Below are 25,435 nucleotides of genomic sequence, written 5' to 3'. Positions count from 1 at the left end.
TCCTCCGCCGCCAGGTCGAACAGCCCGCTGGCGATGCTCACCTCCAGCGAAAACGGCGCGGAATAACGCTCCGTCAGTCGGAAGCTCACCACTGCCGTCGCCATCTCCATGATGCCGTCCACCGCCAGCGTGAAACGCAGTCCTTTTAGTGACATGTTTACCTCCCGATCCATCTATATGCCAGCCGTTACAGCTGTGCGACAAAGAATATCAGTATGGAGTTACGCGTCCACCAGACACGCTACCGCCCGGGTTTCCGGCATCCGCCATCTCCCTGAAAAAGCGTAACTCCTTACTGACACACAATTTTTATACATAAAAAGACAGTATCCTGCCCGAAGGCAGGATACTGTTAGTTCAGACTTATGCTTCGAGCGGCGCACGCCAGTCGTCAGCACCGGAAGTGCCGGACTTGATGTGTTCCCACTCAACTTTGCGATAGGCCAGTTTTACGGCAAGCAGTTGCGTGAACTCGCGCTGCGACGGGTCCTGGCAGTGCGGCATATGCAGATTCATATCCACAATGGTCGCATCGGTCAGACGGGTAGTGAAGTAGTGCTCCTGTTTACCTTCAACAGAGGTACGCCACCAGTGCATTTCCACCTTCGGCAGCATTTCGCCTGAAGCTAACGCGTTGTACAGCAACGGCACCGCTTTGTTCAGCGCCACGGTGAAGATGAAGGGTTTGTGCGCACGCTGACCGCTCGGCTGACCAGACTGCGGATCGGTTGGCACGGTGACGTTGTGCAGGAACTCCTGCACCAGCATTTCATCTTCGTGACCCTGCACGTAGATGTTGCCGACAGAATCTGCGGTGAACGCACCCGCAGTGATATTGCCCTGAGTCTGACCCGTTATTGAGATGTAACACGGTGTAGGCATTTGTAAACTCCTTGTAGATTATTGATTACAACTTACGATCACCTGCCGTCTAATCCTGGCAGGCAGAAAAACACGTCATTCATTTATTCATCCAGATAATGAATATTTCCGGATAAATAATCGTGAATATCCCCGCGTCTGGCTGTTCCGCCGTGCATGCAGAAAATGTCGGAACAAAAACCATTCACAGTCATTATTTATGACTATTTTCAGCAAGCAAAAGAATCATCCTGAATAATATTATTCAGCACTTTCATCTGATTCCTTCCCCTGATAAATCGCCGTTCGTTTTAATTATTCTTAATTCATAATTCACATTCTCTTCATTCATAAAAACCACAAATGAAATAGCAAAACTATACATGCCTGATGAATAATTGGTTGAATTTAAAAACACTTAAAAATCAACATGTTAGCAATGATTCGTAAAAACAAAGGATAAACATCACACTGTCTTCCAGACAGTTCATCAAACCTGTTATGAATTTCATTTCCAAAGGATACCCCTCTTTTCTGATCAAAAAAAGCGCTTCTAATTTAAATTTTTAGGCGTAAAATGCGGATCAACAGTTGAGACTTACTGCATTTTTAGCCGCCATTTGTGTGGCATGCATTGTGTTTTCTTTAACACAAAACATGCCGCTTTAATGGCATGGACATTCATTCGAATGGATTATTCATATGAGCAGCAAGAACGATGGCAGCGTCGCGCCAAAAGAGCGAATTTCAATAAAATACACCCCCAAAATTGACGGAGTGGCAACCGAGATTGAATTGCCGCTTAATCTTCTCGTCGTCGGCAACCTGAAGGGAACACCAGACGACACGCCGCTGGATGAACGCACCGCCGTTTCCGTTAACCGGTACAACATTGACTCGGTGATTGCAGAAGCCGGTATTGAGAGAAAATTTCTGGTTCCGGCTGAACTCAGCGATGCGCCCGATGAACGTCTGGACATCAGCCTGAAAATAAAATCGATGAGCGACCTGTCTCCGGACAGCATCGCCCGCCAGGTACCGGAAATAAAGCGGCTACTGGAGCTGCGTGAAGCACTGGTCGCGCTCAAGTCCCCGATGGGTAACCTTCCCGCGTTTCGCCAGCAAATCCAGGCGTTGCTGGAAAACGAAGAGACCCGCGAGCAGTTGATCCAGGAACTCGGCATCGCCAGTCAGAAATAACTTTTGCAGAAGGATTTTCAGTATGTCATTACAGGAAGATATTGTTCCCGCCAGTGTATCGCCGACTGCCGCAACCCCGTCCCTGCTTGATGAGATCATGGCGCAGACCCGTGTTAAGCCCGCCTCCGAAAGTTACGATATCACTCGTCAGGGCGTGAGCGCCTTCATTGCCGCCATGTTACGGAACGACAGCAACGAGGAACCCATCAATATCCTGGCCGTCGATGCCATGATAAGCGATATTGATGAACGCACCGGCAGACAAATGGACGCCATTATTCATGCCCCGGAGTTTCAGGAGCTGGAGTCGTTGCTGCGCTCGCTGAAGCTGCTGGCCGATCGTACCGATATCCGTGAAAACATTAAAATTCATTTCCTGAACGCCACACAGGAAGAACTGCTGGACAATTTCGAATTCGCGCCGGAAATCACACAGTCAGCCTATTACAAGCATGTTTATTCAAGCGGTTACGGCCAGTTTGGCGGAGAACCCGTGGCGGCGGTGATTGGCAATTTTGCTTTTAAAAACACCACAGCGGATATGAAGCTGCTGAAATATGTCAGCCAGGTGAGCGCTATGGCGCACAGCCCGTTTCTGTCATCGGTTTCCTCCGAGTTTTTTGGTCTGGAGTCATGGACAGAACTGCCGGGGATCAAGGAACCTGCCGCCATTTTCGAAGGCCCGGCATACTCCCGCTGGCGCGTCCTGCGTGAGTCCGAAGATTCCCGCTATTTAGGACTGACGGCCCCCAGATTCCTGTTGCGCCACCCTTACTCCGTTGATGAAAACCTCGTCAAATCATTCCGTTACAATGAGAATGTTAGCCAGAACCACAATGACTATTTATGGGGCAATACGGTATTTTTATTAGCCGCTAACCTGGCAGAATCGTTCGCGAAATACCGCTGGTGTCCGAATATCATTGGTCCGACCAGTGGTGGGGCGGTTAAAGACTTACCGGTCCATATGTATGAAGCGATGGGGCAGATGCAGGCCAAGATCCCGACCGAAGTGTTAATCACTGACCGTCGCGAGTATGAACTGGCGGAGGAAGGTTTCATCACCCTGACCATGAGAAAGGGATCTGACAACGCCTGCTTCTTTTCGGCCAATTCGGTGCAGAAACCGAAGGTATTCCCTAAAACACCGGAAGGCAAGGCCGCCGAAACCAACTACAAACTCGGCACTCAGTTGCCCTATTTATTTGTTATCAGCAGGTTGGCCCACTATATCAAAGTCCTTCAGCGTGAACAGCTTGGCTCCTGGAAAGAACGCAGCGATCTGGAGCGCGAACTGAATACCTGGATACGTCAGTATGTGGCCGACCAGGAAAATCCGCCCGCAGAAGTCCGCAGTCACAGGCCACTACGTCAGGCAAAAATCGAGGTATTGGATGTGGAAGGCGAACCGGGCTGGTATCAGGTCGCCATCAGCGTAAGACCGCATTTCAAGTATATGGGTGCCAGTTTTGATTTGAGCCTGGTCGGACGTCTGGACAAGGAATAACCATATGCGGCGGCGGGATTCAGGACCGACAGGTAGTCTGTTTGAGCGTATCCGGGAGGCGGCAACCCCGCCTTCTTATCAAAACCCCAAAGGGGCGCTGCTGAGATCGATCAGACGTAATCTGCAACAGATCCTGAATACCCGCTCCGGCAGTTGTTATGGTTCACCGGAGCTGGGGATCAGCGATCTGGATAATATCGCATCTGTATCTGTAAATCTCAGGGACACGACAGCCTGGACAATAAAGCGCTGCATTCTGCGCTATGAACCACGGATTTCAGATGTGAACATCGTTGTTATTGCACCGGATGAAAATGCCCCGCTGGAGTTGCGTTTTCACATTGTGGCAATTGTTGATTTCAGTGAGGCCAGGGACGTGCTTGAGTTTGACATCCTGCTGAACAGCCATCAGCACTATCGTGTGGAGTAGCCATCATGCCTTTTGAAGAACGTTACTACCGCGAAGAACTGGATTATCTGCGTCAGCTTGGAAAATTACTGGCACAGGAAAAACCACATCTGGCACATTTTTTAGCCGAGAAAGAGGGCGATCCGGATGTGGAACGCCTGCTGGAAGCGTTTGCTTTTCTGTCCGGTAGCCTGCGCCAGAAACTTGAAGATGAATTTCCCGAGTTCACTCACGGCCTGATCCGCATGTTATGGGCTAACTATCTGCGCCCGGTTCCGGCAATGACGGTCATTGCCTATGAACCAGAAACTGCGCAGTTAAAAACCCCGGTTCAGGTCTGCCGCAATGAACTGATTAGTTCGAAAACCAGCCGGGCAACCTCATCAGAGCAGAAACCACTGACAGATGGCACAGAGGAGCTGGTACAGTCTCCTGCCTGTCATTTCACCCTGGCCCGCGACATCTGGCTGCAACCACTGCGTATCCAGGATACCCGCAACACCAGCAGCCAGAAAGAGGGTATCATCGATATCAGCTTTGTTGCAGATAATAATGTGTCTGCCAGTATGCTGGATCTGAATAAAGTCACTCTCTGGCTGGGTAACGAAGATGACTATACCCGTTTCCAGCTTTATCTGTGGTTCTGTGAATGCCTGATGGATGCGGAGCTGATTGCCGGGGATCGGCGGGTGCCGATGCCGGATCTGTGGCTGGAGGCTGCCGGGTTTGAGAATCAGGATGCCCTGTTGCCGTGGCCTAAGAACGTTCACGGTGGCTACCGCGTTTTGCAGGAATATTTCTGTTATCCCGAAGCATTCTTCTTTTTCCATCTGCGAAATGTCACCCCGTTGCCGGAGGATTTTCCGGTCAGCGCCTTTACGCTGAGGCTGCATTTTAACCGACCTTTACCGGTAGATATTAAACTGCGCCGGGATTCCCTGCGCCTGCACTGTACGCCCGCCATTAATCTGTTCACTCATTATGCGGAACCCGTCAGACCCGATGGTCGCACGGCTGAATATCCGCTACGCGCCAGTCATAAGCACCCGGATGCCTATGATATTTTCCAGGTCAGTGCCGTCACCAGTAAGATAAAAGCGTCATCCGGGGTATCTTATCCGGGTAGCCAGGTGCGTACCTGGCCTGAATTTGAAAGTTTCCAGCACCAGATGGAATACAGCCAGCAGCGGGAAGTCGTTTACTGGCATCACCGGACAAAAACCTCTCTGTTCCATCGCGGACTCGATCACACCATCGCCTTTATTCACGCCGACGGCAGTATGCCGGACAGCTCGCGCTTTAACGATGACGTGATCACCACCACGCTAATCTGCACGAACCGGATGCTACCAACCCAACTGCATACTGGTGATATCTGCGTGGCCATCAACAAAAACCCGGCAGTGGCATCCTTTCACAACGTCACCCGTCCGACACAGCCGCTGTACCCGGTGACGGACGGCGACATGCACTGGTCGCTGATTTCCGCCATGAACCTGAATTATCTCTCCCTGCTGGACAGGGAAACATTAATTCAGATCCTGCGTACTTTTGATTTGCCGGGCGCACACCACCCGCAGCGGGCCAGGTTGTCGTGCCAGAAGCTGGATGCCATAGAGAAACTGGAAACCCGCCCGGTAGATCGGCTGTTTAAAGGCGTACCGGTGCGCGGACTAGCCACCACGCTGTGGATACGTCCCGATCCCTTTGTCTGCGAAGGTGAGATTTACCTGCTGGGCACCGTGCTGTCGCACTTCTTCGCGCTCTACGCCAGCATCAACTCGTATCACTGTCTGAAAATTATTAACACGGAAAGCCAGGAGTCCTGGGAATGGCAGGAGAAAATGGGCCAGCACGCCCTGATATAACGACGGCGGCGAAGCCGCCGTTTCCGGCGGACGTGCGTGACTGCAATTTTTATGTGCTGATGGAGGCGCTGTACCGCCGTTACGGCTCTGCGGATCAGGAGATTTCCCTGCGTACTGATCCCGCACAGGAGATCGTGCGTTTCAGCTCAGATGCCCGCATTGCGTTTCCGGGCAGCGACTTAAGCCAGCTTTCCCGCCGTGACAGCGGTCAGTTTGTGCTGGAGACTAAATTCCTCGGTTTTTCCGGCAGTCAGTCACCGCTGCCGGGCTATTATCTGGATCAGATGGCGCAGGAGTCTGCACAGCATGAGGATGGCCTGAAAGAATTTCTCGATCTGTTCAGCCACCGCTGGACGCAGTTTGCCTACCATGCCTGGCGTAAATACCGCTACTACATCTGCTTTCGTAACGGCGGCACGGATTCATTTTCCCGGCGAATGTATGCCCTGGTCGGGCTGGGTAGCCCGAGCGTGCGCGATAAACTCGCCATCAACCACAGCAAAATGCTGGCTTACGCCGGTATCCTGGCAACGCCGGGCCGCGCGCCGGAAGTCATCTGTAACCTGGTGTCTCACTGCTTCGACTTACCAGACGTCACCATTGAACGCTGGCAATTGCGTAAAGTAAAGATAGACCCGAACCGGCAGACCCGGATTGGCGTGCGCAATCCGAAAGGGAAAACGGCCGGGCATATTCCTGGCCGTTCCCTTCTCGGCGTTAATTTCACACTTGGTTCGCAGGTGCCGGATCGTAGCGGTAAATTCCTGCTCCAGCTCGGCGGCCTGTCGCTTAAGCGTTACCTGTCCTTTTTACCTGACGGCGAAAACCATCTGCCGCTGACCATGTTCCTTTCCTTTATTCTGCGCGATCAGTTTGCCTGGGATTTACGGTTATGCCTGGCCCCACAGCAGGCCAGGGGAATGCGCCTGGGCGATCCTGGCAGTTCCTGTATCGGGCGCACCAGCTTTATCGGCCAGCCAAAAGTGCCGCCCGCCATCACTATTTGTATCAGGGAGTAATTCTGTGGAGCAATTTATGGCAGAAGAAAAACAGCCGTCCCGCCAGGCATCACTGACCCTTCAGGTCATGAACGGTAATGAACTGGAAAGCGGGCGTGCCGCAAAATGTCTTTTTAATGAAAACGGCGGTGATATTGGCCATGCCTCTGACTGCCGCTGGCCGGTACAGGACAGGGCGGGAACCATCGCCGGACATGCCTGCTCTGTTATCAGGCACGACGGCGCATTCTGCCTGAAAAGCCAGATACCGGGACTGATGATCAATCTGGCTCCCATGGCATCCGACGCCCTGGTGCGGCTGCGCCAGGGGGATGAGATCCAGCTCGGGGCGCTGGCGCTGAAAGCGTTTCTGCATGAAGGCGCGGCTGTCACCTATGATGAGCGAATGGCGACGCCGGAAACCATCGTGATGAACCGTGACAGTCTGGCGGAAACCCTGCTGACGACCGAAGGACAGCCTGAATATCCGGGGATGCCGTTTCAGCACCAGATAGCCCCGACCGTGGCACACGGTTTTTCCAGCGATCCCCTGCTGGCGCTGCGCACAGAAAGCCTGATGGTGGCGGACGATCCCATCGCCATGCGCCCTCCCCGGCCATCGGCTCCCTTTTCCGATCTGGCCGGGACAAACGGGATCAATACCCCCTTTATGGATCTGCCGCCCGGACATCTGCCGGAAAATAATGACGATGAATTTGCCGCGATGGCCCAGTATCACCTGGCCGTCACGCCGTTACTTCGCGGAATGGACTGTCCGCTGACGCTGCACAGCACCCAGGACGCGGACGCGTTTCTGGAAGAAGCCGGACGGGCGTTACAGGCGGCAATCAAGGGGCTGCTGAATCTGCAACAGCAGAAGAACAGCCTGTCCGACAAGCATCTGCGACCGCTGGAGGACAACCCGCTGCGTCTGGATATGGATTACGCTACGGCGCTTAACGTCATGTTCGCCGAAGGAAAAAGTCCGGTTCACCTTGCAGCACCTGCCGCCATTGCCGAAAGCCTGCGCAATATTCGCCAGCATGACGAAGCCAACCGCGCCGCCATCGTCGAATCGCTGCGCGTGCTGCTGGACGCGTTTTCACCACAGAGTCTTATGCGCCGCTTTGTGCAGTACCGCCGCAGCCATGAACTGCGCAAGCCGCTGGATGATGCCGGTGCCTGGCAGATGTACTGCGATTACTACGATGAACTGGCCTCCAGCCGCCAGCAGGGATTTGAAATGCTGTTCAACGAGGTCTACGCCCAGGCTTATGACCGGGAACTGCGCGAAAAACAGCGGGAGCCGGAAGCATGATCAGGCGTTTTTTCCGCGCATGGGTGATGGTTATATTTTTTACCGCCACCCTGAGCGGCTGTGAGACGGCAAAAAAAATTAGTCAGGTGATTTCGAACCCGAATATTCAGGTGGGCGATCTGAAGTCACAGGCATCGGAGGTCAGCATCACCCTGCTGACCGAGCCGGATACTAACCTCACCGTCGATGGCGAAGCTGCGCCGGTGGACATCCAACTGGTTTACCTGAGTGACGACTCGAAATTCCAGGCGGCTGACTATGACCAGATCGCCACCACGCCACTGCCGGATGCACTGGGAAAAAACTATGTCGATCACCAGGATTTTAATTTGTTGCCGGACACCATGAAAACGCTTCCTCCGGTGAAACTGGATGAAAAAACCGGCTTTATCGGCGTGATTGCCTACTTTTCAGATGACCAGACAACGGAATGGAAACAAATCGAATCGGTGGAGAGCACCGGGCATCACTACCGTCTGCTGGTACATATCCGCGCCAACACGATCGAAATGAAAAAAGAGGAAGAATGACGATGGCGACCATGAAGAACAAAGTTATCTGGCAGGAAGGGCTGTTTGCCCTGCCGCAGCATTTTCAGCAGCAGCAACGTAATATGGAATATCTGCTGAACCGTCGTCTGGATGCGCAGGGAGATTTTTTCTGGGGCTTCACGTCACTGTCCATCAACACAGAACTGCTTGCCCAGGGTAAGGTCATGATAGACCGGGCAGCAGGGTGTATGCCGGATGGCACGGTGTTCAGCATTCCCGATCAGGATCTGCTGCCGGTGCCGTTTCAGCCAGGTATCCTGTCCTCAAAAGAAAGCCATGATATCTATCTGGCACTGCCGGTGATCAGCGACGTCATCAATGAAATTGAGGGACTGCACAGCGCCGGGCAGGGAACAGAGCGTTATCGTCTTACATACGCCAGCATCCGTGATTTACATACGGATGAGGGTAATGAACAGCCGCTCGGGCTGGGGCAGTTAGTCCCTCGCATCGTCAGCGGCGCGGACGATCTTAGCGCGATGGTCACGCTCCCTCTGTGCCGCATCCGCAGCAAAAACCCCAATGGTTCACTGACGCTGGATAATACCTTTATTCCCACCGTTCAGGCGATACGCGTCAGTGAAGTGCTCATTGCCTTTTCCGGCGAAGTGCAGGGGCTGGTTACCACCCGCGCTGCTGATCTGGCCGGACGAATCGGATCGCCGGAACAGAGCGGGATTGCGGACGTGGCCGAGTTTATGATGCTGCAATTACTTAACCGCCACCAGATGCAGTTTACCCATCGCTCGCAACTGCACACGCTGCACCCGGAGGCATTCTATCGCGATCTGATCGGACTACTCGGCGAACTGATGACCTTCACCGAAGATAATCGCCTGCCCTGCGCGGTGGACGTCTATAACCACCGCGACCTGACGCTCACCTTTAAAACGGTGATCCCGGAGTTACGCCGGGCGCTCAGCACCGTGCTGTTGCCGCGCGCGCAAAATCTGCCGTTCTTTTTGTCGGAAGGCGTTTATATCGCCACCATCAACGATCCCACGCTGTTACAGTCCAGCAAACTGGTACTGGCTGTCCGCGCAAGACTCCCTTACGACCAGGTACAGCGCCAGTTTGTCCAGCAGTCGAAAGTCGCAGCTACCGACAAAATCCGCAGCGTGGTCAGCGTCCAGGTGCCGGGTATCCCGCTGCGCACGCTGACTGCCGCCCCGCGCCAGTTGCCCTATCACGAAGGCTATGTCTATTTCGAACTGGAGAAAAATACGCCAGCCTGGCAGGACGTGGTGAAAGCGGGAGCGCTGGCCCTGCATATCTCCGGTACCTTCCCGGATCTGGATCTCCAGCTCTGGGCCATAAGGGGATAACGCATGGATATGGAGGAGTCTGTTTTTCCGGCTGAGCCGGAGAGCGGAATACCGGGACGCCAGTACCGTCTGGCACTTCGCGGCAACAGCCTGAACCCGATGATCGACGCCGCCACGCCGCTGCTGGGTATGGTAATGCGGCTGTCCACCATGAACAGCCAGGCAATGCCGGAGCATCTGTTTGCTCAGGTTGTTACCGACGTTCAGGCGGTGGAGCAGTTGCTCCAGGAGCAGGGCTACGAGCCGGGCGTCATCGTGTCGTTTCGCTATATCCTCTGCACATTTATTGACGAAGCCGCGCTGGGTAACGGCTGGTCGAACAAAAACGAGTGGATCAAACAGTCGCTGCTGGTGCATTTCCACAATGAAGCCTGGGGCGGCGAGAAGGTCTTTATTCTGCTTGAGCGCCTGATCCGTGAGCCGGTGCGTTATCAGGATCTGCTGGAGTTTCTGTATCTGTGCTTCTCACTCGGTTTTCGGGGCCGCTATAAAGTCGCCATTCAGAACCTGGATGAGTTCGATCAGATCTACCGCCGCCTGCATCATGTCCTGCACAAGCTACGCGGCGACGCCCCTTTCCCGCTGCTGCACCAGGATAAAAAAATGCAGGGAGGACGTTACCAGCTTATCAAACGGCTGACGGTTAAACATGTGCTGTCCGGTAGCCTTGTGATTGTGGTGCTGTTTTATCTCTTTTATCTCCTGCGCCTGGACAGCCAGACGCAGGACATTCTCCACCAGTTAAACCGGCTGCTCGCCAGGTAAGGACGCTGATTTATGATCCAGATTGATTTAGCCACGCTGGTAAAACGACTGAATCCTTTCTCAAAACAGGCGCTGGAGATGGCGGCGTCAGAATGCATGAGCCAGCAGGCGGCTGAAATCACCGTTTCACATGTGCTGATCCAGATGCTGGCAATCCCGCGCAGCGATTTCAGGGTGATTGCGGAACGTGCGGAGATTGGCGTGGATGACCTGCGCCAGGCGCTGACCGTGGAAAACTACGCCACCAGCCGCTCAGCGGACAGCTACCCATCGTTTTCGCCGATGCTGGTCGAGTGGCTGAAGGAGTCCTGGCTGCTGGCCTCCGCTGAAATGCAGCAGACCGAGCTGCGTGGCGCTACGCTGTTGCTTGCGTTATTACACTCGCCGCTGCGTTATGTACCGCCCGCCGCTGCCCGGCTGCTGACAAATATCAACCGCGACCAGCTACAGCAGGATTTTGCCGGGTGGACAAAAGAGTCTGCCGAATCTGTGAGGCTGGATGCTGACGGGCAGATCGTTAACAGCGTGGCAGAGACCGGCGACAGCCTGCTTGCCCGCTACGCCAAAAACATGACCGAAGATGCCCGCAACGGCAAACTTGACCCGGTATTGTGCCGCGATAACGAAATCGATCTGATGATCGACATTCTCTGCCGCCGCCGTAAAAACAACCCTGTTGTAGTCGGCGAGGCAGGCGTCGGCAAAAGCGCGCTGATTGAAGGGCTGGCGCTGCGCATCGTCGCAGGCCAGGTGCCGGACAAGCTGCGCGATACCGATATCATGACGCTGGATCTCGGCGCATTACAGGCGGGAGCCTCGGTCAAAGGTGAGTTTGAAAAACGCTTTAAGGGACTGATGGCAGAAGTTATTCAGTCACCGAAGCCAGTCATCCTGTTTATTGATGAGGCGCACACCCTGATTGGCGCGGGTAATGCGCAGGGCGGGCTGGATATCTCCAACCTGCTCAAACCCGCGCTGGCGCGCGGCGAGCTGAAAACCATCGCCGCCACCACCTGGAGCGAGTACAAAAAGTATTTCGAAAAAGATGCCGCCCTGTCGCGCCGCTTCCAGTTAGTGAAAGTCAGCGAACCGAATGCCGCCGAGGCCACCATTATCCTGCGCGGCCTGTCGGCAGTGTATGAACAGTCCCACGGCGTGCTGATTGACGACGAAGCCTTACAGGCCGCAGCCACCTTAAGCGAGCGTTACCTGTCGGGGCGTCAGTTGCCGGACAAGGCCATCGACGTGCTGGATACCGCCTGCGCCCGCGTGGCGATTAACCTCTCCTCGCCACCGAAGCAAATCTCGGCGCTGACCACCCTGAGCCACCAGTGTGAAGCGGAGATGCGCCAGCTTGAGCGTGAAATTCGTATCGGCCTGCGCACGGATACCTCGCGGCTGACAGACGTCATTGTGCAGTATGATGAAACGCTGACGGAACTCGATGAACTGAACGCCGCCTGGCACCAGCAGCAGGCGCTGGTACAGGAAATTATTGCGTTGCGTAAGGGGTTGCTGGAAGAGGCTGAAACGATTACTCAGGCCGATCCTCTGTCCACAGATACCGGAAGCGTCACAGCAACCGGTGCGGATACTGCCGATGACGATATCCTACAGGTCGAAGAGAACCTTCCCGAAGCAGACCCGCCGGTTTCCCCGGCGGAGCGCCTGGCGCAACTGACCGCCGAACTCGACGCCCTCCATAACGCGCAACTGCTGGTTTCCCCGCACGTCGATAAAAAACAGATTGCCGCCGTGATTGCCGAATGGACGGGTGTGCCGCTTAACCGCCTGTCGCAGAATGAGATGTCGGTGATCACCGATCTGCCGCAGTGGCTGGGCGACACCATCAAGGGCCAGGATCTGGCGATTAAGCACCTGCACAAACACCTGCTGACCGCCCGCGCGGATCTGCGCCGTCCGGGGCGTCCGCTGGGGGCATTCCTGCTGGCTGGTCCCAGCGGTGTGGGCAAAACCGAAACCGTGCTGCAACTGGCGGAGCTGCTCTACGGCGGGCGTCAGTATCTCACTACCATCAACATGTCGGAGTTCCAGGAAAAACATACCGTCTCGCGCCTGATTGGCTCTCCTCCGGGCTATGTCGGCTACGGCGAGGGCGGCGTGCTGACCGAAGCCATCCGGCAGAAACCGTACTCCGTTGTTTTGCTGGATGAAGTGGAAAAAGCCCACCCGGACGTGCTCAACCTGTTTTATCAGGCGTTCGACAAGGGCGAGATGGCTGACGGCGAAGGGCGGGTGATTGACTGTAAAAACATCGTATTCTTCCTGACCTCCAACCTTGGTTATCAGGTGATCGTCGAACACGCCGATAACCCGGAAACCATGCAGGAAGAACTGTACCCGGTGCTGGCTGACTTCTTCAAACCGGCCCTGCTGGCGCGTATGGAAGTGGTGCCGTACCTGCCGCTGTCGCGTGAAACGCTTTCCGTGATTATCGCCGGGAAGCTGGCCCGTCTCGATAACGTCCTGCGCACCCGCTTCGGGGCGGAGGTGATCATCGCGGCGGAAGTAACCGAGGAGATCATGCAGCGCGTCACCCGCGCCGAGAACGGTGCGCGAATGCTGGAATCGGTGATTGACGGCGAGATGCTGCCGCCGCTATCCCTGCTGCTGTTACAGAAGATGGCGGCAAACGCGGTGATTACGCGGATAACCCTGGGCGCAACGGAGGGGCAGTTTACCGCCGTCGTTGAAGAGGATACCGGGAACAGCGACGCCGGAGAGAATACGGAAGAAATCACCACCAGTATCGGTAATGACATCTCCGTACCGGAGCCGGTGCCAGAACCGGAAACAGAGGACACGGCTGACCTATGAACCACGCGCACGCCTTCGCACTGTTGGCTGGCCTGACTGCCAGCGCCGCACAGGCCGCCGTAGCGCCGGAGCAGCTTGTCCCCGGTGTGGCCCTGACGGCAAAAACCGTTGCGCTGACACAGACGCAGGTGGCTGACAATGCGCAGGCCACGGTGAACGCCATGAGCGCCTGCCGGAAAGAGCCTGCGGCGCTGGAGCGGCTGGACTGCTACGACCGCATTCTGGCACCGGCTCAGCCGGAGGAGTTTACAGATGCGCTGGTAAAAGCCCGCTATCAGGGCGAGGCGTGGACGCGGGCATTTGAACAGGAGAAACAGCGCGCGGATAACTCCACCGCGCTGATAATGACCCAGACCCCCGGTGAGCGCCCGACGGTGATTATTACCACCCCGGCCATCGGTAATTTACCCCCGCGCCCGGTGCTGATGTTCAGTTGCGTGGACAATATCACCCGGATGCAGGTGGCACTGGCGCATCCCCGCACAGAGAACGATGTTGGTGTGGTGCTGAATGCAGACAACCGGCAGTTCCGTTCACACTGGTTTATCCGTGAGAACGGCTACCTGCTGGAAGCCAGCCGTGGCTTATCCGGTATTGATGAAATTAAACAACTTTTTGGTACCAAAACGTTGTCGATTGACACTGGCACAGACAGCGCCGCCGGAAAACTGACGTTCAATATTGACGGGCTGGCAAAAACCATCGCCCCACTGCGCGATGCCTGTCACTGGGCGGGAGAATAACAAGATGGATTTACGTAACCCTGATATCTGGATGGCGAACCTGCTGGAAAATCTGCCGGAAGATAAACTTGCCAGCGCACTAAGTGATGACAACCCGGAATGGGAGTATATCGACAGCGAAATCGTCAAACTTGGCTCGCTGGAGCACAGCCAGCTTGATATCCCTGAACTCCAGCGCCGGGGGCTACAGCTTCTGGCGTCAGAGAGCAAAGATTTTCGCCTGCTGGCTCATCTGCTGCGCACCCTGCAACATGTCGGTGATATGCTGCTGGCGACCAGGATGCTGGCACAGTACGTCGAACATTACTGGCCCGTCGCCGCACCACAGAATATGGCACATAAAAAACGTTTTGCAGCCCAGGTGATAAAGCGTTTTGAACCCGGCGCGGAGAGTTTCGCCAGTCACGCAAGTACAGACCAGCGCAATTTGCTGCTGGGTGAATTGGCCAGGCTGGCACAGCTCTGGCAGCAGCATAATGCGGCGGAACTGGCGCAGGCAACGGATGATATCTTTGCCCTGTATCAGCGCACCTTCAGCGATTACGATCCTGCCGCTGCGCCGGTTTCAGCCAGACCCGTCACAACCACAACACCAGCAACGCCTGCGGCGGCAGTTCCTCCCGAACAGCCACCGCCAGCCCCCGCGCCAGTGGTGAATGTGGACAGTTATGATGATAAAGCCTGGCGCGATACGCTGCTGAAAGTGGCCGCGATCCTGTGCGAACGCCAGCCGGACTCGCCGCAGGGATACCGTCTGCGCCGCCATGCGCTGTGGCAGTCCATTACCGGCACGCCGCAGGCGGAAAGCGACGGACGGACGCCGCTGGCGGCGGTTTCTGCCGATATGGCCGCAGACTATCTGGCCCGGCTGAATAACGCGGATATGGAACTGTGGCAGCAGGTGGAAAAAAGCCTGCTGCTGGCACCGTACTGGCTGGATGGTCATTACCTGTCAGCACAGACCGCACAACGCCTGGGCTACAGCGATGTGGCAGACGCCATTCGTGATGAAGTCACTCACTTTCTCGCCCGGTTGCCCCAACTTGCCACTCTGCTGTTTAACGACCGCACACCGTTTCTTTCGGATGCCACAAGACAGTGGCTGTCCGCTTCTCAGGGGACTCAGGTAGCCCCCTCTGTGCAGACCAGTGAAGATTTGCAGACTGCCCGCCAGTATTTTACGGAGCAGGGACTGGAGGCAGCACTCCACTATCTGGAAACCCTGCCCGATGGCTCTCCCCGCGATCAGTTTCACCGCCAGTATTTCGGCGCGCAGTTAATTGAGGAGGCCGGCATGGAAAAACTGGCACAACAGCAGTACCGGATGTTGTTCAGGCTGGGGCTACAGATGATGCTGGCCGACTGGGAGCCGTCCCTGCTGGAACAGCTGGAAAACAAATTCACGGCAGAACAATAAAAATAAGGAGCTTTTGTGTTCGGATTACCCACCCCACGGCTGTTCAGCAGTCTGAGATCCGTTCTCAGACCGACGATGCCCAGGTTTAAAGTTTCTGCCGTCTGGCTGCTGGCGCTGGCATGGATTGTTCTGCTGGTCTGGATCTGGTGGAAAGGCCCGGTGTGGACGCTTTATGGAAAACACTGGCTGGCCCCGCTGACGAACCGCTGGCTGGCAACCGCCGTCTGGGGGCTTATTGCTCTGATCTGGCTGACGTCACGGGTGGTGAAACGCCTGCAACGGCTGGAAAAGCAGCAGAAACAGCAACGTGAAGAGGAAAAAGATCAGCTGACAGTGGAAATCCACAATCAGCAGCAGTATCTGGACCACTGGCTGTTACGCCTGCGCCGCCATCTGGATAACCGGCGCTATCTGTGGCAACTGCCGTGGTATATGGTTGTTGGCCCTGTCGGCAGCGGTAAAAGCGCCCTGCTGCGTGAAGGTTTTCCGTCCGATGTGATTTACACGCCGGAGAGTATCAGGGGCGTGGAGTACCGCCCGCTGATTACACCGCGTGTAGGGAACCAGGCCGTTATTTTTGATATTGACGGTGTGCTGACCGCGCCCGCTGATGATGACCTGCTTCACCGTCGCCTGCGTGAGCACTGGCTGGGCTGGCTGATACGCACCCGGACACGCCAGCCGCTTAATGGCCTGATCCTGACGCTGGATCTTCCCGATCTGCTGACGGCGGATAAATCCCGCCGCGAATCCCTGCTCCAGAGCCTGCGCCAGCAATTGCAGGAGATCCGCCAGTGCCTGCATTGCCGCCTGCCTGTTTACGTTGTGCTGACCCGGCTGGATCTGCTGACTGGCTTTGCCGCCCTGTTCCACGCGCTGGACAGAAAGGACCGGGACAGCATTCTCGGCGTCACCTTCACCCGCCACGCGCATGAAAATGACGACTGGCGCAATGAACTGAATGCGTTCTGGCTGGCATGGGGACAGCAGATGAACCTGGCGCTGGCGGATCAGATGCTGTTGCAAAGTAACGCCGCCCGACGCAGCGCCCTGTTCAGCTTTTCCCGCCAGATGCAGGGTACAGGGGATATCGTTGCCTCCCTGCTCACCGCCCTGCTCGACGGTGAAAATATGGATGTCATGTTGCGCGGCGTGTACCTCACCTCCTCGCTACAGCGCGGCCAGGTGGACGATATGTTTACGCAGTCTGCCGCCCGGCAGTATGGCCTGGACAACAGTTCACTGACGACCTGGCCACTGGTGGAAACCGCCCCCTATTTTACCCGCCGCCTGTTCCCGGAGGCGCTGCTGGCTGAACCTAATCTGGCGGATGAAAACAGTGTCTGGCTGGGCAGCTCGCGACGCAAGCTGATGGCGTTTTCCGCCTGCTCCGCTGTCGTTACCGTCCTGCTGGCAGGCGGCTGGCATCATTATTACAACAAAAACTGGCAGTCCGGCATCAACGTACTGGCGCAGGCCAAAGCCTTTATGGACGTGCCGCCGCCACAGGGAACTGATGAATATGGCGATCGGCAACTGCCGTTACTTAATCCGGTGCGTGATGCCACGCTCGCTTATGGTGACTATCGCGATCATAACCTGCTGCCTGATATGGGGTTGTATCAGGGCACCCGGGTCGGCCCCTATGTGGAACAGACCTATCTGCAACTGCTGGAACAGCGTTATCTTCCCGCCTTATTTAATGGTCTGGAGCGGGATCTGAAGAATGCGCCGCCGGAAAGCGAGGAAAAACTCGCCGTACTGCGCGTGATGCGCATGATGGAGGACAAAAGCGGCCGGAATAACGAGGTGGTGAAACAATATATGGCCCGGCGCTGGAGCGATCAGTTCCACGGCCAGCGCGATACTCAGGCGCAACTGATGGCGCATCTGGATTACGCGCTGGAACATACCGACTGGCACGCCCAGCGGCAAAAGAGCGACAGCGACGCCATCAGCCGCTGGGTGCCGTATGACAAATCTGTGGTTAATGCGCAGCGTGAACTCAGCAAACTACCCATCTACCAGCGCGTCTACCAGACCCTGCGAACCAGAGCGCTGGGCGTACTGCCCGCCGATCTGAATTTACGCGATCAGGTCGGTCCCACCTTCGATAAAGTCTTTGTCGCCGGTGATGACGACAAGTTAGTGATCCCGCAGTTTCTCACCCGCTACGGCCTGCAAAGCTACTTTGTCCGTCAGCGCGACAGTCTGGTGGAACTGACGGCCCTGGATTCATGGGTACTGAATCTGACGCAAAGCGTGAAATACAGCAATGCTGACCGGGAAGAGATCCAGCGCCATATTACTGAACAGTATATCGGTGATTACATCGCCACCTGGCGAGCCGGAATGGACAATCTCAACGTCCGCGATTATGAAGCCCTGCCAGAGCTGACTGATGCGCTGGAACAGATTATCAGCGGCGATCAGCCTTTCCAGCGCGCACTGACGGCGCTACGGGATAACACCCACGCCCTGGCGCTCTCCGCAAAACTGAATGATAAGGAGCGGGAAGTGGCAATGGCGGAGCTGGATTACCGCCTGCTGTCCCGGCTGGGGCATGAATTTTCCCCGGAAAACAGCGCACTGGAAGAGCAGAAGGATAAGGCCAGTACACTCCAGGCCGTGTACCAACAACTGACCGAACTACACCGCTACCTGCTGGCAATTCAGAACGCGCCGGTTCCCGGCAAATCCGCGCTGAAAGCGGTACAGCTGCGGCTGGATCAGAACAGCAGCGATCCGATTTTTGCCACCCGGCAGATGGCAAAAACACTGCCTGCCCCACTTAACCGCTGGGTGGGCAAACTGGCAGACCAGGCCTGGCATGTGGTGATGGTGGAAGCCGTTCACTATATGGAGGTGGACTGGCGCGACAACGTGGTGAAACCGTTTAACGAACAGCTTGCCGATAAATATCCTTTTAACCCGCGAGCGCCGCAGGATGCCTCGCTGGACGCGTTTGAACGTTTCTTTAAACCGGACGGTACGCTGGATAAATTCTACCAGGATAATCTGCGCCTGTTCCTGGATAACGATCTGACCTTTGGTGAGGATGGTCAGGTTCTGATCCGGGAAGACATCCGTCAGCAACTGGAAACCGCCCGGAAAATCCGCAATATCTTTTTCAGCCAGCAAAACGGCCTCGGGACACAGTTTGCGGTACAGACGATCTCCCTGTCGGCCAACAAACGCCGCAGTGTGCTGAACCTGGACGGTCAGCTTGTTGACTACAGCCAGGGGCGCAACTATACCGCCCACCTGGTGTGGCCGAACAATATGCGCGAAGGCAATGAAAGCAAGCTGACGCTGGTGAGCAGTAGCGGTACTAAATCGCCGCGCAGCCTTGCTTTCAGCGGGCCGTGGGCACAATTCCGCCTGTTCGGCGCGGGCCAGTTGACCAATGTCACGGATGATACCTTTGACGTGCGCTTTAACGTTGACGGCGGCTATATGGTTTATCGGGTACATGTGGATACCGAAGATAACCCATTCAGCGGTGGATTGTTCAGTCAGTTTGCCCTGCCCGACACGCTTTACTGAGACAACGCCCGGAAACAAGTTTTCGGGCGTTCAAGGATATAATTATGAGCAATGATGCATCCGTGCAAATTATCATTACCGGTAAAGATCCCCGGGGTTTGCCTGAGTTCAGCGCCCTGCGTGAAGAAATCAACAAAGCCAGCCATCCCTCACAGCCGGAGCTTAACTGGAAACTGGTGGAGTCGCTGGCGCTGGCAATCTTTAAGGCCAACGGCGTGGATCTACATACCGCGACCTATTACACCCTCGCCCGGACCCGCCTCCAGGGGCTTGCCGGATTCTGTGAAGGTGTGGAGTTACTTGCCGCTATGATTTCCCGTGAATGGGACGCCTTCTGGCCCCAGAACGGCCCGGCCCGCACCGAAATGCTGGACTGGTTCAACACCCGGAACGGTAATATTCTGCGCCAGCAGTTGTCATTCTCCACGGCCGATTTGCCGCTGATGTACCGGGCAGAACGGGCATTACAGGTGATCTGCGACAAGCTCCAGCAGGTGGAACTGAAACGCCAGCCACGCGTGGAAAACCTGCTGTGGTTTATGCAGAACAGCCGTAAACGCCAGGAGGCACAGCAGCAGGGAGGTGTGGCAGAGACCGCACAACAAACGACGGTCAGAACACTGGTGTATGCACCGGACACGTCACCGGCAAGCCTGGACAGCCTGCCGCTTCCGCCGCTGCCGCCACCAGAAATAACAGAAATGCGTGTAGCGGTACATGCGGATGCCGTTGGTAATATCAGGAAAACACGGCCAGCAGCGATAAAAAGTTTTGTGGCGGGCGTGTTCTGCTCAGGGCTGGTCAGCGCCCTGCTCTGGTGGTGGCAGGTTTATCCACTGCAACAGCAGGTTAAACAGGTGCGCGATACGGCACAGGGTGCCGCGACCCTGTGGCTTACCTCTCCCTCGCTGCCGGATTATGCGCTACGCCTGCAATCCCTGTCCGCGCTTTCCCCCGTCCAGTCATTACAAACCGGCGAGCAGATGGCGGAAACTGCCGCCGCCCGCTGGCCGGAAAGTCTGCAACAGCAGCAAGCCAGCCGGTCGTGGACTGATACGCTGAAAACCCGTGCGCAGTCCAGTCCGCAGATGAAAGGCTGGCAACAGGCACGGCAGAATTTACGCGACTTTGCTGATTTGATGATGAAACGGGAAACAGAGAAGCAGGGCTTCACCCTCTCTTACATCAAAACGGTCACCTGGCAGGCCGAGCGGTTGCTTAATCAGGAAACACCTCTCGAATACCTGCTGACACAATACCAGGAGGCGCGTGCGCAGGGAAAAAATACCGCAGAACTGGAAAAGCAAATTAATGGACGGCTGGAAGGCGTACTGAGCCGCTGGCTGCTACTGAACAGAACCACGCCGGGAACGGCCGTGAATAACGAAACCGCCCAGCCGGTTTCCGTAAATCAAGTCTCAGGAGAATAACAATGGCCAATCTCGTCTATCTGACACTGAATGGAGAATTACAGGGGCTGATTTCAGCCGGATGTTCGTCGATGCCGTCCATCGGTAATAAAGCTCAGATCGCGCATCTTGATGAGATCCAGGTGACATCGCTAAGTCACGGTCTGAGCCGGAAGCAAAACGTTAATCACCAGGTGCTGACCATCAGTAAACCTGTGGACAAAGCCTCACCCCTGCTGGGTAAAGCGATTTCGGAAAATGAGTGCCTGACCTGTGATTTTGCATTTTACCGGACCAACCGCTTTGGTATCAACGAACTGTATTACAGGCTCAAATTGATTAACGCCCGGATATCCAGTATCAGCCTGGCGGTTCCCCATACGATTACAGACAGTGGGGGACAACCGGAAGAATCCGTGGCATTTGCCTATGAAAGTATTAACTGGGAGCACTGCATCGCCGGGACCAGCGCTTACAGCCTGTGGGATGAGCGAATTTTTTAAGCAACAGGATCACCAGAGTGTGCCATGAATAATGTTGCTTCCGATCCGGGCTGTATCGCAGATATTTTCTGTAAAAAACATCCACGGGCTATAGCTAAAGTGGAACGAGCCAGGATGATGAAAGGACGGGAATTACCGGACTTTGCCCATGCCTGTCTGGACAACACTACTGACAAACCGCGAGCCAGGCCGGTACCCACCCACAAGCCAGGAGCAGGAAGAAATACTGAAACTGTCAGTGCTGGGGACCTGGCGCTACAGCAAGGGCATTTACACCCTGCACCCGGCGCTGCTACACGCCCTGACGGAAACCACGCTCTCCGACGCCCTGCCTGTGGACGTCCTGTTGCGCCTTCCGGAATGGTGTATCTACATCAGAACCCCAGGAATGATCATGGAAGGAGAGGCACTACATGGATTCTGGGCAACAATCAATGATAACACCAGCGGTAACAGCAACAAGAGGCGGCTTTACCTGCTGATAAACAGGGAAAGTGGTGTGAAGATGGAATATATGCCTTTAAAACCCGGCTCCATCAGCACGCTCCTTAATGAAACGTTCGAGCATAACGCGGCTGCCTGTCACATTGATGCCGAATCTGTCGGGCAACTGAAAAAATCAGAACCTTTCATGACATTTATAAATGGCGAAATCGGAAATTTCAGTAAGCTCCTTTCCATTATGCTGTATATCTGCTCAGATGAGCCGGAAATCGACAGCGAGCATCGACCCGGCACATACCCCGAACGTCCAAAACCCGTGAAAAAAAAGGGTTCCGGTTGTTTCCGGTAAACGGCGTTCATTACTGGACAGTGGGGGAGAAAACGGGCCGGATGCACGAAAATTTTCATACCGCTGGCTACCGCCGCAAATCATCGGTGGAAAATATTCCTGAACGGCAACTGCAACCGTTTCTCCGGTACATCCGTCAGATTTTATTGCCGTACCGACTCACCAGATCATCAACGGCTATCTGATAACTTTTTTGTTTCAGGTTAAGGATCTGCTGTTCTGTCATTGTCATATCCGCCGATCCTTCTTTTTTCCCGATAGATAGCTCGGTGGCAGACTCCGTATTTACTGGCGAGTACGTAGCCCATTCACCGGTGGCAACATCCACCAGCGCAAACCGGATCAGATAGCGCAACGACAGCCCGGACAGATTCCCGCCTGAATATTTTTTCCAGACCATATCCTTTGTGGTTGAATTGTATTTACCTGACTCCAGTTCTCCCCAGTAAACAATCACGGCTTTTTGCCGCCCTTTCGCACCAATATACCGCAGCGCCTGCATATAGTTGGCATTGATAACGCCGCTTCCGTTGTTGGCTAAATTTTCTATTGTGTCTGTAACAGACTCTGCATCTTTCACTATTGTGGCAGGCCGTACCGGTTGTTTTTTCGGAACAACGGGAATACCAGAGAATGTAGAAACCTTATAATATTTTTGCATTTCTTTCTGCATGACAACATCCGGCGCACGCTCGCCAGACTGAACCAGGATCACCGATGAGTTGAGTGAAATTTCAAAATCGCCCTTAGCCTCTTCAACCGCGTTTTGAATATCTCCTTCGGAAATTTCCAGCGTCAGTTCATTACCAAAAACATCCTGGTCGGTTAACTGTAAGGATGAAGAAGTTTCTGCCCTGTGAGACGCCGCACCTGTTTTTCGGGCATCAATGGAAGACGATTTAGAACATCCAGTCAGTAAAATAGAACTCAAAAACAACAGCAGCAATAATTTGTTATTCATATAAGAAGCTCCGTTCAAAATTTGTCATTTATTATACCTCCATTCGTCCAGATATAGAAAAAATAAACCATTTATATTTTATATATGTAATTAAAATGAATTCATTTTCTGAATAATCAGATCCTCTCAGAAAAATTCACATGAAACATAAAGATCAAGCGAATATGGCTTAAAATAATCTTAAAAAAAACCACATAAATTACTTATTATTTATGGCAGGAACGATTATTATGATCAATCAATCCTGTTACTCAATCAACTATCAGTACCAGTACAATCTGCTTAACATTAAGATATATGTCAAATATAATATTAAAAATATCTCCACATATTGTCTATATAGCGGCAGATTCAAATGTAACATTTACAATATCCGTACTCAGAACGAGTGGATATATAAAAAATTAGTTATTCCTGCAATTTTTAGTTAATTCCTCTGATTAATGGAAATGGATAGCTGCTATATGTATTCCATCCTTCGTGATACCCGAAGTTCATCAATGCCGATTTGGGTTACAATAAATGAAGCAGTTGATATTATCAAACAACGCTCCGGAACTGATGTGCGGTTTAGTGATATATGTCGCTTTTCTGTTTATGGGCATATTACTTTATCTGTTTATTTTCAGTCTCCCGCTCTACGGAGACGAGTCTCTACAGCAGAAAATAAAAAAATCCAGACAAAAAAATAGACTCTAAAAATGTTATCACAAAACTTTGTTACCTGAGTAGTGAGTGTATTATCAGCAATGATAACTGCATTATAAAAACTGAGGGTGATGACGTATCACCTCCCCTATTTATTCTGGATGCACCTCTACCAGGTTCCGAATATGCCGCAGTGCAAAAATTACTGGCAAGAGAACTCAACCTTCCGGCCCCAGTTACAGGTCAGTATGATATACATTATGGTATGCTGGTTCAGGATAATGAAATCTGTATCAGGTATTTGAATCCACGTCATTCTCTCAACATATTTCCCGGCAACTACAACATTTACCAATAAACATGGCATCACGCATTCATGGAAAATTAATAAAATCAGAGACAGAAAACGCAACTGGTCATTTTCCTGTTTACCATGTCCCTGATCATGCCTGTTTCGTCATCAAACGGGATACTCTTGAACAATTTATTCAGCGGTTTTTCCCACAGCCATTCACACAAAAAAGCGCATCACGGATGTCCACTCCGGTTTCCCGTCTGTTATGGCTTGCCTGCAAACATAATGATGCAATCGGTCCACTGGTTGATCATCCTTATAAACTGGCGTCGATCTTCGAACAATGGGCGACAGGTTGTGGTATCACGGACGATATTTGCGCTGAAACCCTGAAAACAGCATTCAAACGAGGATCGCCACAACAAGCATCGAAAGCGGAAAATCAAAACTTTTGATGCTGCCGTGCTTAAATTGGGTATGCCTGCTTTTAAATAAACCGATGTCATGCTCGAATGATCCCCAGATTTCACAGACCACTGGAGAACAGTATGGCATCTCATCGGTTATTACTGCCGCCAGTGGCTGGACGCCGGGATGCACGCTAACGCTGCTGCGATTAACACCATCGCGGCTATGGCCCCCCAGGAAGATCATCCTGCCCTGTTTGCAGGAAAGATGATCCCTGCGGCAAACGGCATTGAAAATGTGGTCCGGTTAACAATACACAAACTGCCCGGCTCCCCTCATTATCAACTACAGAATCAAAGCTGACCAATCTGGCATTTTCGTTATTTCCAGCCTCAGAAAAGGCTGCATCAGAAAACCGCGATAACCAGCCAAAAATATCCGTTAAAGATATTCCGGCAGAACCAGAAACTATCAACCCTGTATTATCCGCCGATACTCGCAGCATACAACACTACATATCTGTACCCCTGCGGATACGCTCCCAGGCTGATTGTTGTGGTGCTTCCGGTTACAGGGCGCTTATACCGACAATGCCAGTATTTATTGCCGTTAGGTTTAATCTGGAGACACAATCCCTGACCATCAAACAGGTAATACGCCTTATCGCCAGGCTTTGCTTTCTGAATCTGAGTTGCAGTGAGAGGGTTGGTAACAATCGCCATAATCACTCCTTATAAAGGCTGGTCCGGAGACCGGTTTTCACAAAGGTTCTATGGCTGCATCTTCCTGAAATTGAAAATGTTTATCCGCAGAAAAATAAAAATGAGTGTATCAAAATTGTCCCTTTCAGGTGATCTACTCATTTATGCACTCATTATCTTTCGCTTCCCCGGTACATACCAGGATGCATACAGACAAAAAAAACCGCAAGTCACTGAATGACCTGCGGTTTCTTGACTCATAAGGATGTATAAAAACACCCTCAGATAATGAGTTGGCGGAACGGACGGGACTCGAACCCGCGACCCCCTGCGTGACAGGCAGGTATTCTAACCGACTGAACTACCGCTCC

At 53.7% G+C, this 25,435-nt stretch carries 21 protein-coding genes and 1 tRNA gene; 18 read left to right on the top strand and 4 right to left on the bottom strand.

All coding sequences use genetic code 11. From position 1 onward, the window contains the following. Positions 1–363 precede the first annotated feature (363 nt). A complete protein-coding gene (locus tag CHU32_RS26290) occupies positions 364–882 on the bottom strand; it encodes an Hcp family type VI secretion system effector (RefSeq protein WP_103678732.1) in 519 nt (172 codons plus the stop codon). 681 nt (positions 883–1,563) lie between these two features. Here CHU32_RS26290 and tssB point away from each other — a divergent pair. From tssB to CHU32_RS29035, 16 genes are all read left to right on the top strand, one after another. Beyond that, positions 1,564–2,061 (top strand): type VI secretion system contractile sheath small subunit, encoded by a 498-nt coding sequence (gene tssB / locus CHU32_RS26285; RefSeq protein WP_103678733.1) that lies wholly within the window; start codon positions 1,564–1,566, stop codon positions 2,059–2,061. Between the two features lie 22 nt (positions 2,062–2,083). Beyond that, positions 2,084–3,568 carry a type VI secretion system contractile sheath large subunit gene (tssC, locus tag CHU32_RS26280; protein ID WP_103678734.1) on the top strand — a complete coding sequence of 495 codons (1,485 nt, stop codon included), beginning with the start codon at positions 2,084–2,086 and terminating at the stop codon, positions 3,566–3,568. Between the two features lie 4 nt (positions 3,569–3,572). Further along, positions 3,573–3,998 (top strand): type VI secretion system baseplate subunit TssE, encoded by a 426-nt coding sequence (gene tssE, locus CHU32_RS26275; RefSeq protein WP_103678735.1) that lies wholly within the window; start codon positions 3,573–3,575, stop codon positions 3,996–3,998. A gap of 5 nt (positions 3,999–4,003) precedes the next feature. Then, positions 4,004–5,845 (top strand): type VI secretion system baseplate subunit TssF, encoded by a 1,842-nt coding sequence (tssF, locus tag CHU32_RS26270; protein ID WP_103678736.1) that lies wholly within the window; start codon positions 4,004–4,006, stop codon positions 5,843–5,845. Further along, complete coding sequence (gene tssG / locus CHU32_RS26265) at positions 5,809–6,864, top strand: type VI secretion system baseplate subunit TssG (protein WP_103678737.1); 1,056 nt, start codon at positions 5,809–5,811, stop codon at positions 6,862–6,864. Before tssF ends, tssG begins: the two co-directional genes overlap by 37 nt. 16 nt (positions 6,865–6,880) lie before the next feature. Beyond that, a complete protein-coding gene (gene tagH / locus CHU32_RS26260) occupies positions 6,881–8,161 on the top strand; it encodes a type VI secretion system-associated FHA domain protein TagH (protein WP_103678738.1) in 1,281 nt (426 codons plus the stop codon). A gap of 26 nt (positions 8,162–8,187) precedes the next feature. Beyond that, entirely contained in the window at positions 8,188–8,691 is a 504-nt protein-coding gene (gene tssJ / locus CHU32_RS26255) for a type VI secretion system lipoprotein TssJ (protein WP_103678752.1), read from the top strand. Positions 8,692–8,693: 2 nt separating this feature from the next. Beyond that, positions 8,694–10,037, top strand: coding sequence for a type VI secretion system baseplate subunit TssK (gene tssK, locus CHU32_RS26250; protein WP_103678739.1), 1,344 nt, complete (start codon positions 8,694–8,696; stop codon positions 10,035–10,037). A gap of 3 nt (positions 10,038–10,040) precedes the next feature. After that, on the top strand, positions 10,041–10,802 hold the full coding sequence (gene icmH, locus CHU32_RS26245) for a type IVB secretion system protein IcmH/DotU (RefSeq protein ID WP_103678740.1): 762 nt from the start codon (positions 10,041–10,043) through the stop codon (positions 10,800–10,802). Positions 10,803–10,814: 12 nt separating this feature from the next. Further along, the gene (gene tssH, locus CHU32_RS26240) at positions 10,815–13,640 is read left to right on the top strand and encodes a type VI secretion system ATPase TssH (RefSeq protein WP_103750948.1); all 2,826 of its coding nucleotides are present in this window, start codon (positions 10,815–10,817) and stop codon (positions 13,638–13,640) included. Further along, the gene (gene vasI, locus CHU32_RS26235) at positions 13,637–14,383 is read left to right on the top strand and encodes a type VI secretion system-associated protein VasI (protein WP_103678742.1); all 747 of its coding nucleotides are present in this window, start codon (positions 13,637–13,639) and stop codon (positions 14,381–14,383) included. The genes tssH and vasI overlap by 4 nt, the downstream gene beginning before the upstream one ends. 4 nt (positions 14,384–14,387) lie before the next feature. Further along, a complete protein-coding gene (tssA, locus tag CHU32_RS26230) occupies positions 14,388–15,800 on the top strand; it encodes a type VI secretion system protein TssA (RefSeq protein ID WP_103678743.1) in 1,413 nt (470 codons plus the stop codon). A 15-nt stretch (positions 15,801–15,815) separates the two neighbouring features. After that, on the top strand, positions 15,816–19,346 hold the full coding sequence (tssM, locus tag CHU32_RS26225) for a type VI secretion system membrane subunit TssM (protein ID WP_103678744.1): 3,531 nt from the start codon (positions 15,816–15,818) through the stop codon (positions 19,344–19,346). Positions 19,347–19,390: 44 nt separating this feature from the next. Beyond that, the gene (locus tag CHU32_RS26220) at positions 19,391–20,776 is read left to right on the top strand and encodes a VasL domain-containing protein (RefSeq protein ID WP_103678745.1); all 1,386 of its coding nucleotides are present in this window, start codon (positions 19,391–19,393) and stop codon (positions 20,774–20,776) included. A gap of 2 nt (positions 20,777–20,778) precedes the next feature. After that, the gene (locus CHU32_RS26215; protein ID WP_103678746.1) at positions 20,779–21,258 is read left to right on the top strand and encodes an Hcp family type VI secretion system effector; all 480 of its coding nucleotides are present in this window, start codon (positions 20,779–20,781) and stop codon (positions 21,256–21,258) included. A gap of 148 nt (positions 21,259–21,406) precedes the next feature. Then, positions 21,407–22,051 carry an AcrVA2 family anti-CRISPR protein gene (locus CHU32_RS29035; RefSeq protein ID WP_103678747.1) on the top strand — a complete coding sequence of 215 codons (645 nt, stop codon included), beginning with the start codon at positions 21,407–21,409 and terminating at the stop codon, positions 22,049–22,051. A 136-nt stretch (positions 22,052–22,187) separates the two neighbouring features. On the opposite strand, the gene CHU32_RS26205 is transcribed toward CHU32_RS29035, so the two are convergent. After that, the gene (locus tag CHU32_RS26205) at positions 22,188–23,012 is read right to left on the bottom strand and encodes a lipoprotein YafT (RefSeq protein ID WP_103678748.1); all 825 of its coding nucleotides are present in this window, start codon (positions 23,010–23,012) and stop codon (positions 22,188–22,190) included. Positions 23,013–24,020: 1,008 nt separating this feature from the next. Between CHU32_RS26205 and CHU32_RS28125 the strand changes: the two genes are divergently transcribed. Both CHU32_RS28125 and CHU32_RS28360 read left to right on the top strand, forming a co-directional pair. Beyond that, positions 24,021–24,410: a hypothetical protein gene (locus CHU32_RS28125; protein WP_133159298.1), complete on the top strand. Its 390-nt coding sequence runs from the start codon at positions 24,021–24,023 to the stop codon at positions 24,408–24,410. 139 nt (positions 24,411–24,549) lie between these two features. Then, positions 24,550–24,726 carry a hypothetical protein gene (locus CHU32_RS28360; protein ID WP_176691719.1) on the top strand — a complete coding sequence of 59 codons (177 nt, stop codon included), beginning with the start codon at positions 24,550–24,552 and terminating at the stop codon, positions 24,724–24,726. Between the two features lie 119 nt (positions 24,727–24,845). Here CHU32_RS28360 and CHU32_RS26190 read toward each other — a convergent pair whose 3' ends face one another. Continuing rightward, positions 24,846–25,085: an integrase arm-type DNA-binding domain-containing protein gene (locus CHU32_RS26190; RefSeq protein WP_103678751.1), complete on the bottom strand. Its 240-nt coding sequence runs from the start codon at positions 25,083–25,085 to the stop codon at positions 24,846–24,848. A 273-nt stretch (positions 25,086–25,358) separates the two neighbouring features. After that, positions 25,359–25,435: transfer RNA gene (locus CHU32_RS26185), tRNA-Asp, on the bottom strand.

This window comes from Superficieibacter electus, from assembly GCF_002915575.1.
GTDB classification, from domain to species: Bacteria; Pseudomonadota; Gammaproteobacteria; order Enterobacterales; family Enterobacteriaceae; genus Superficieibacter; species Superficieibacter electus.
This window is presented reverse-complemented; position numbering and strand designations above follow the sequence as displayed.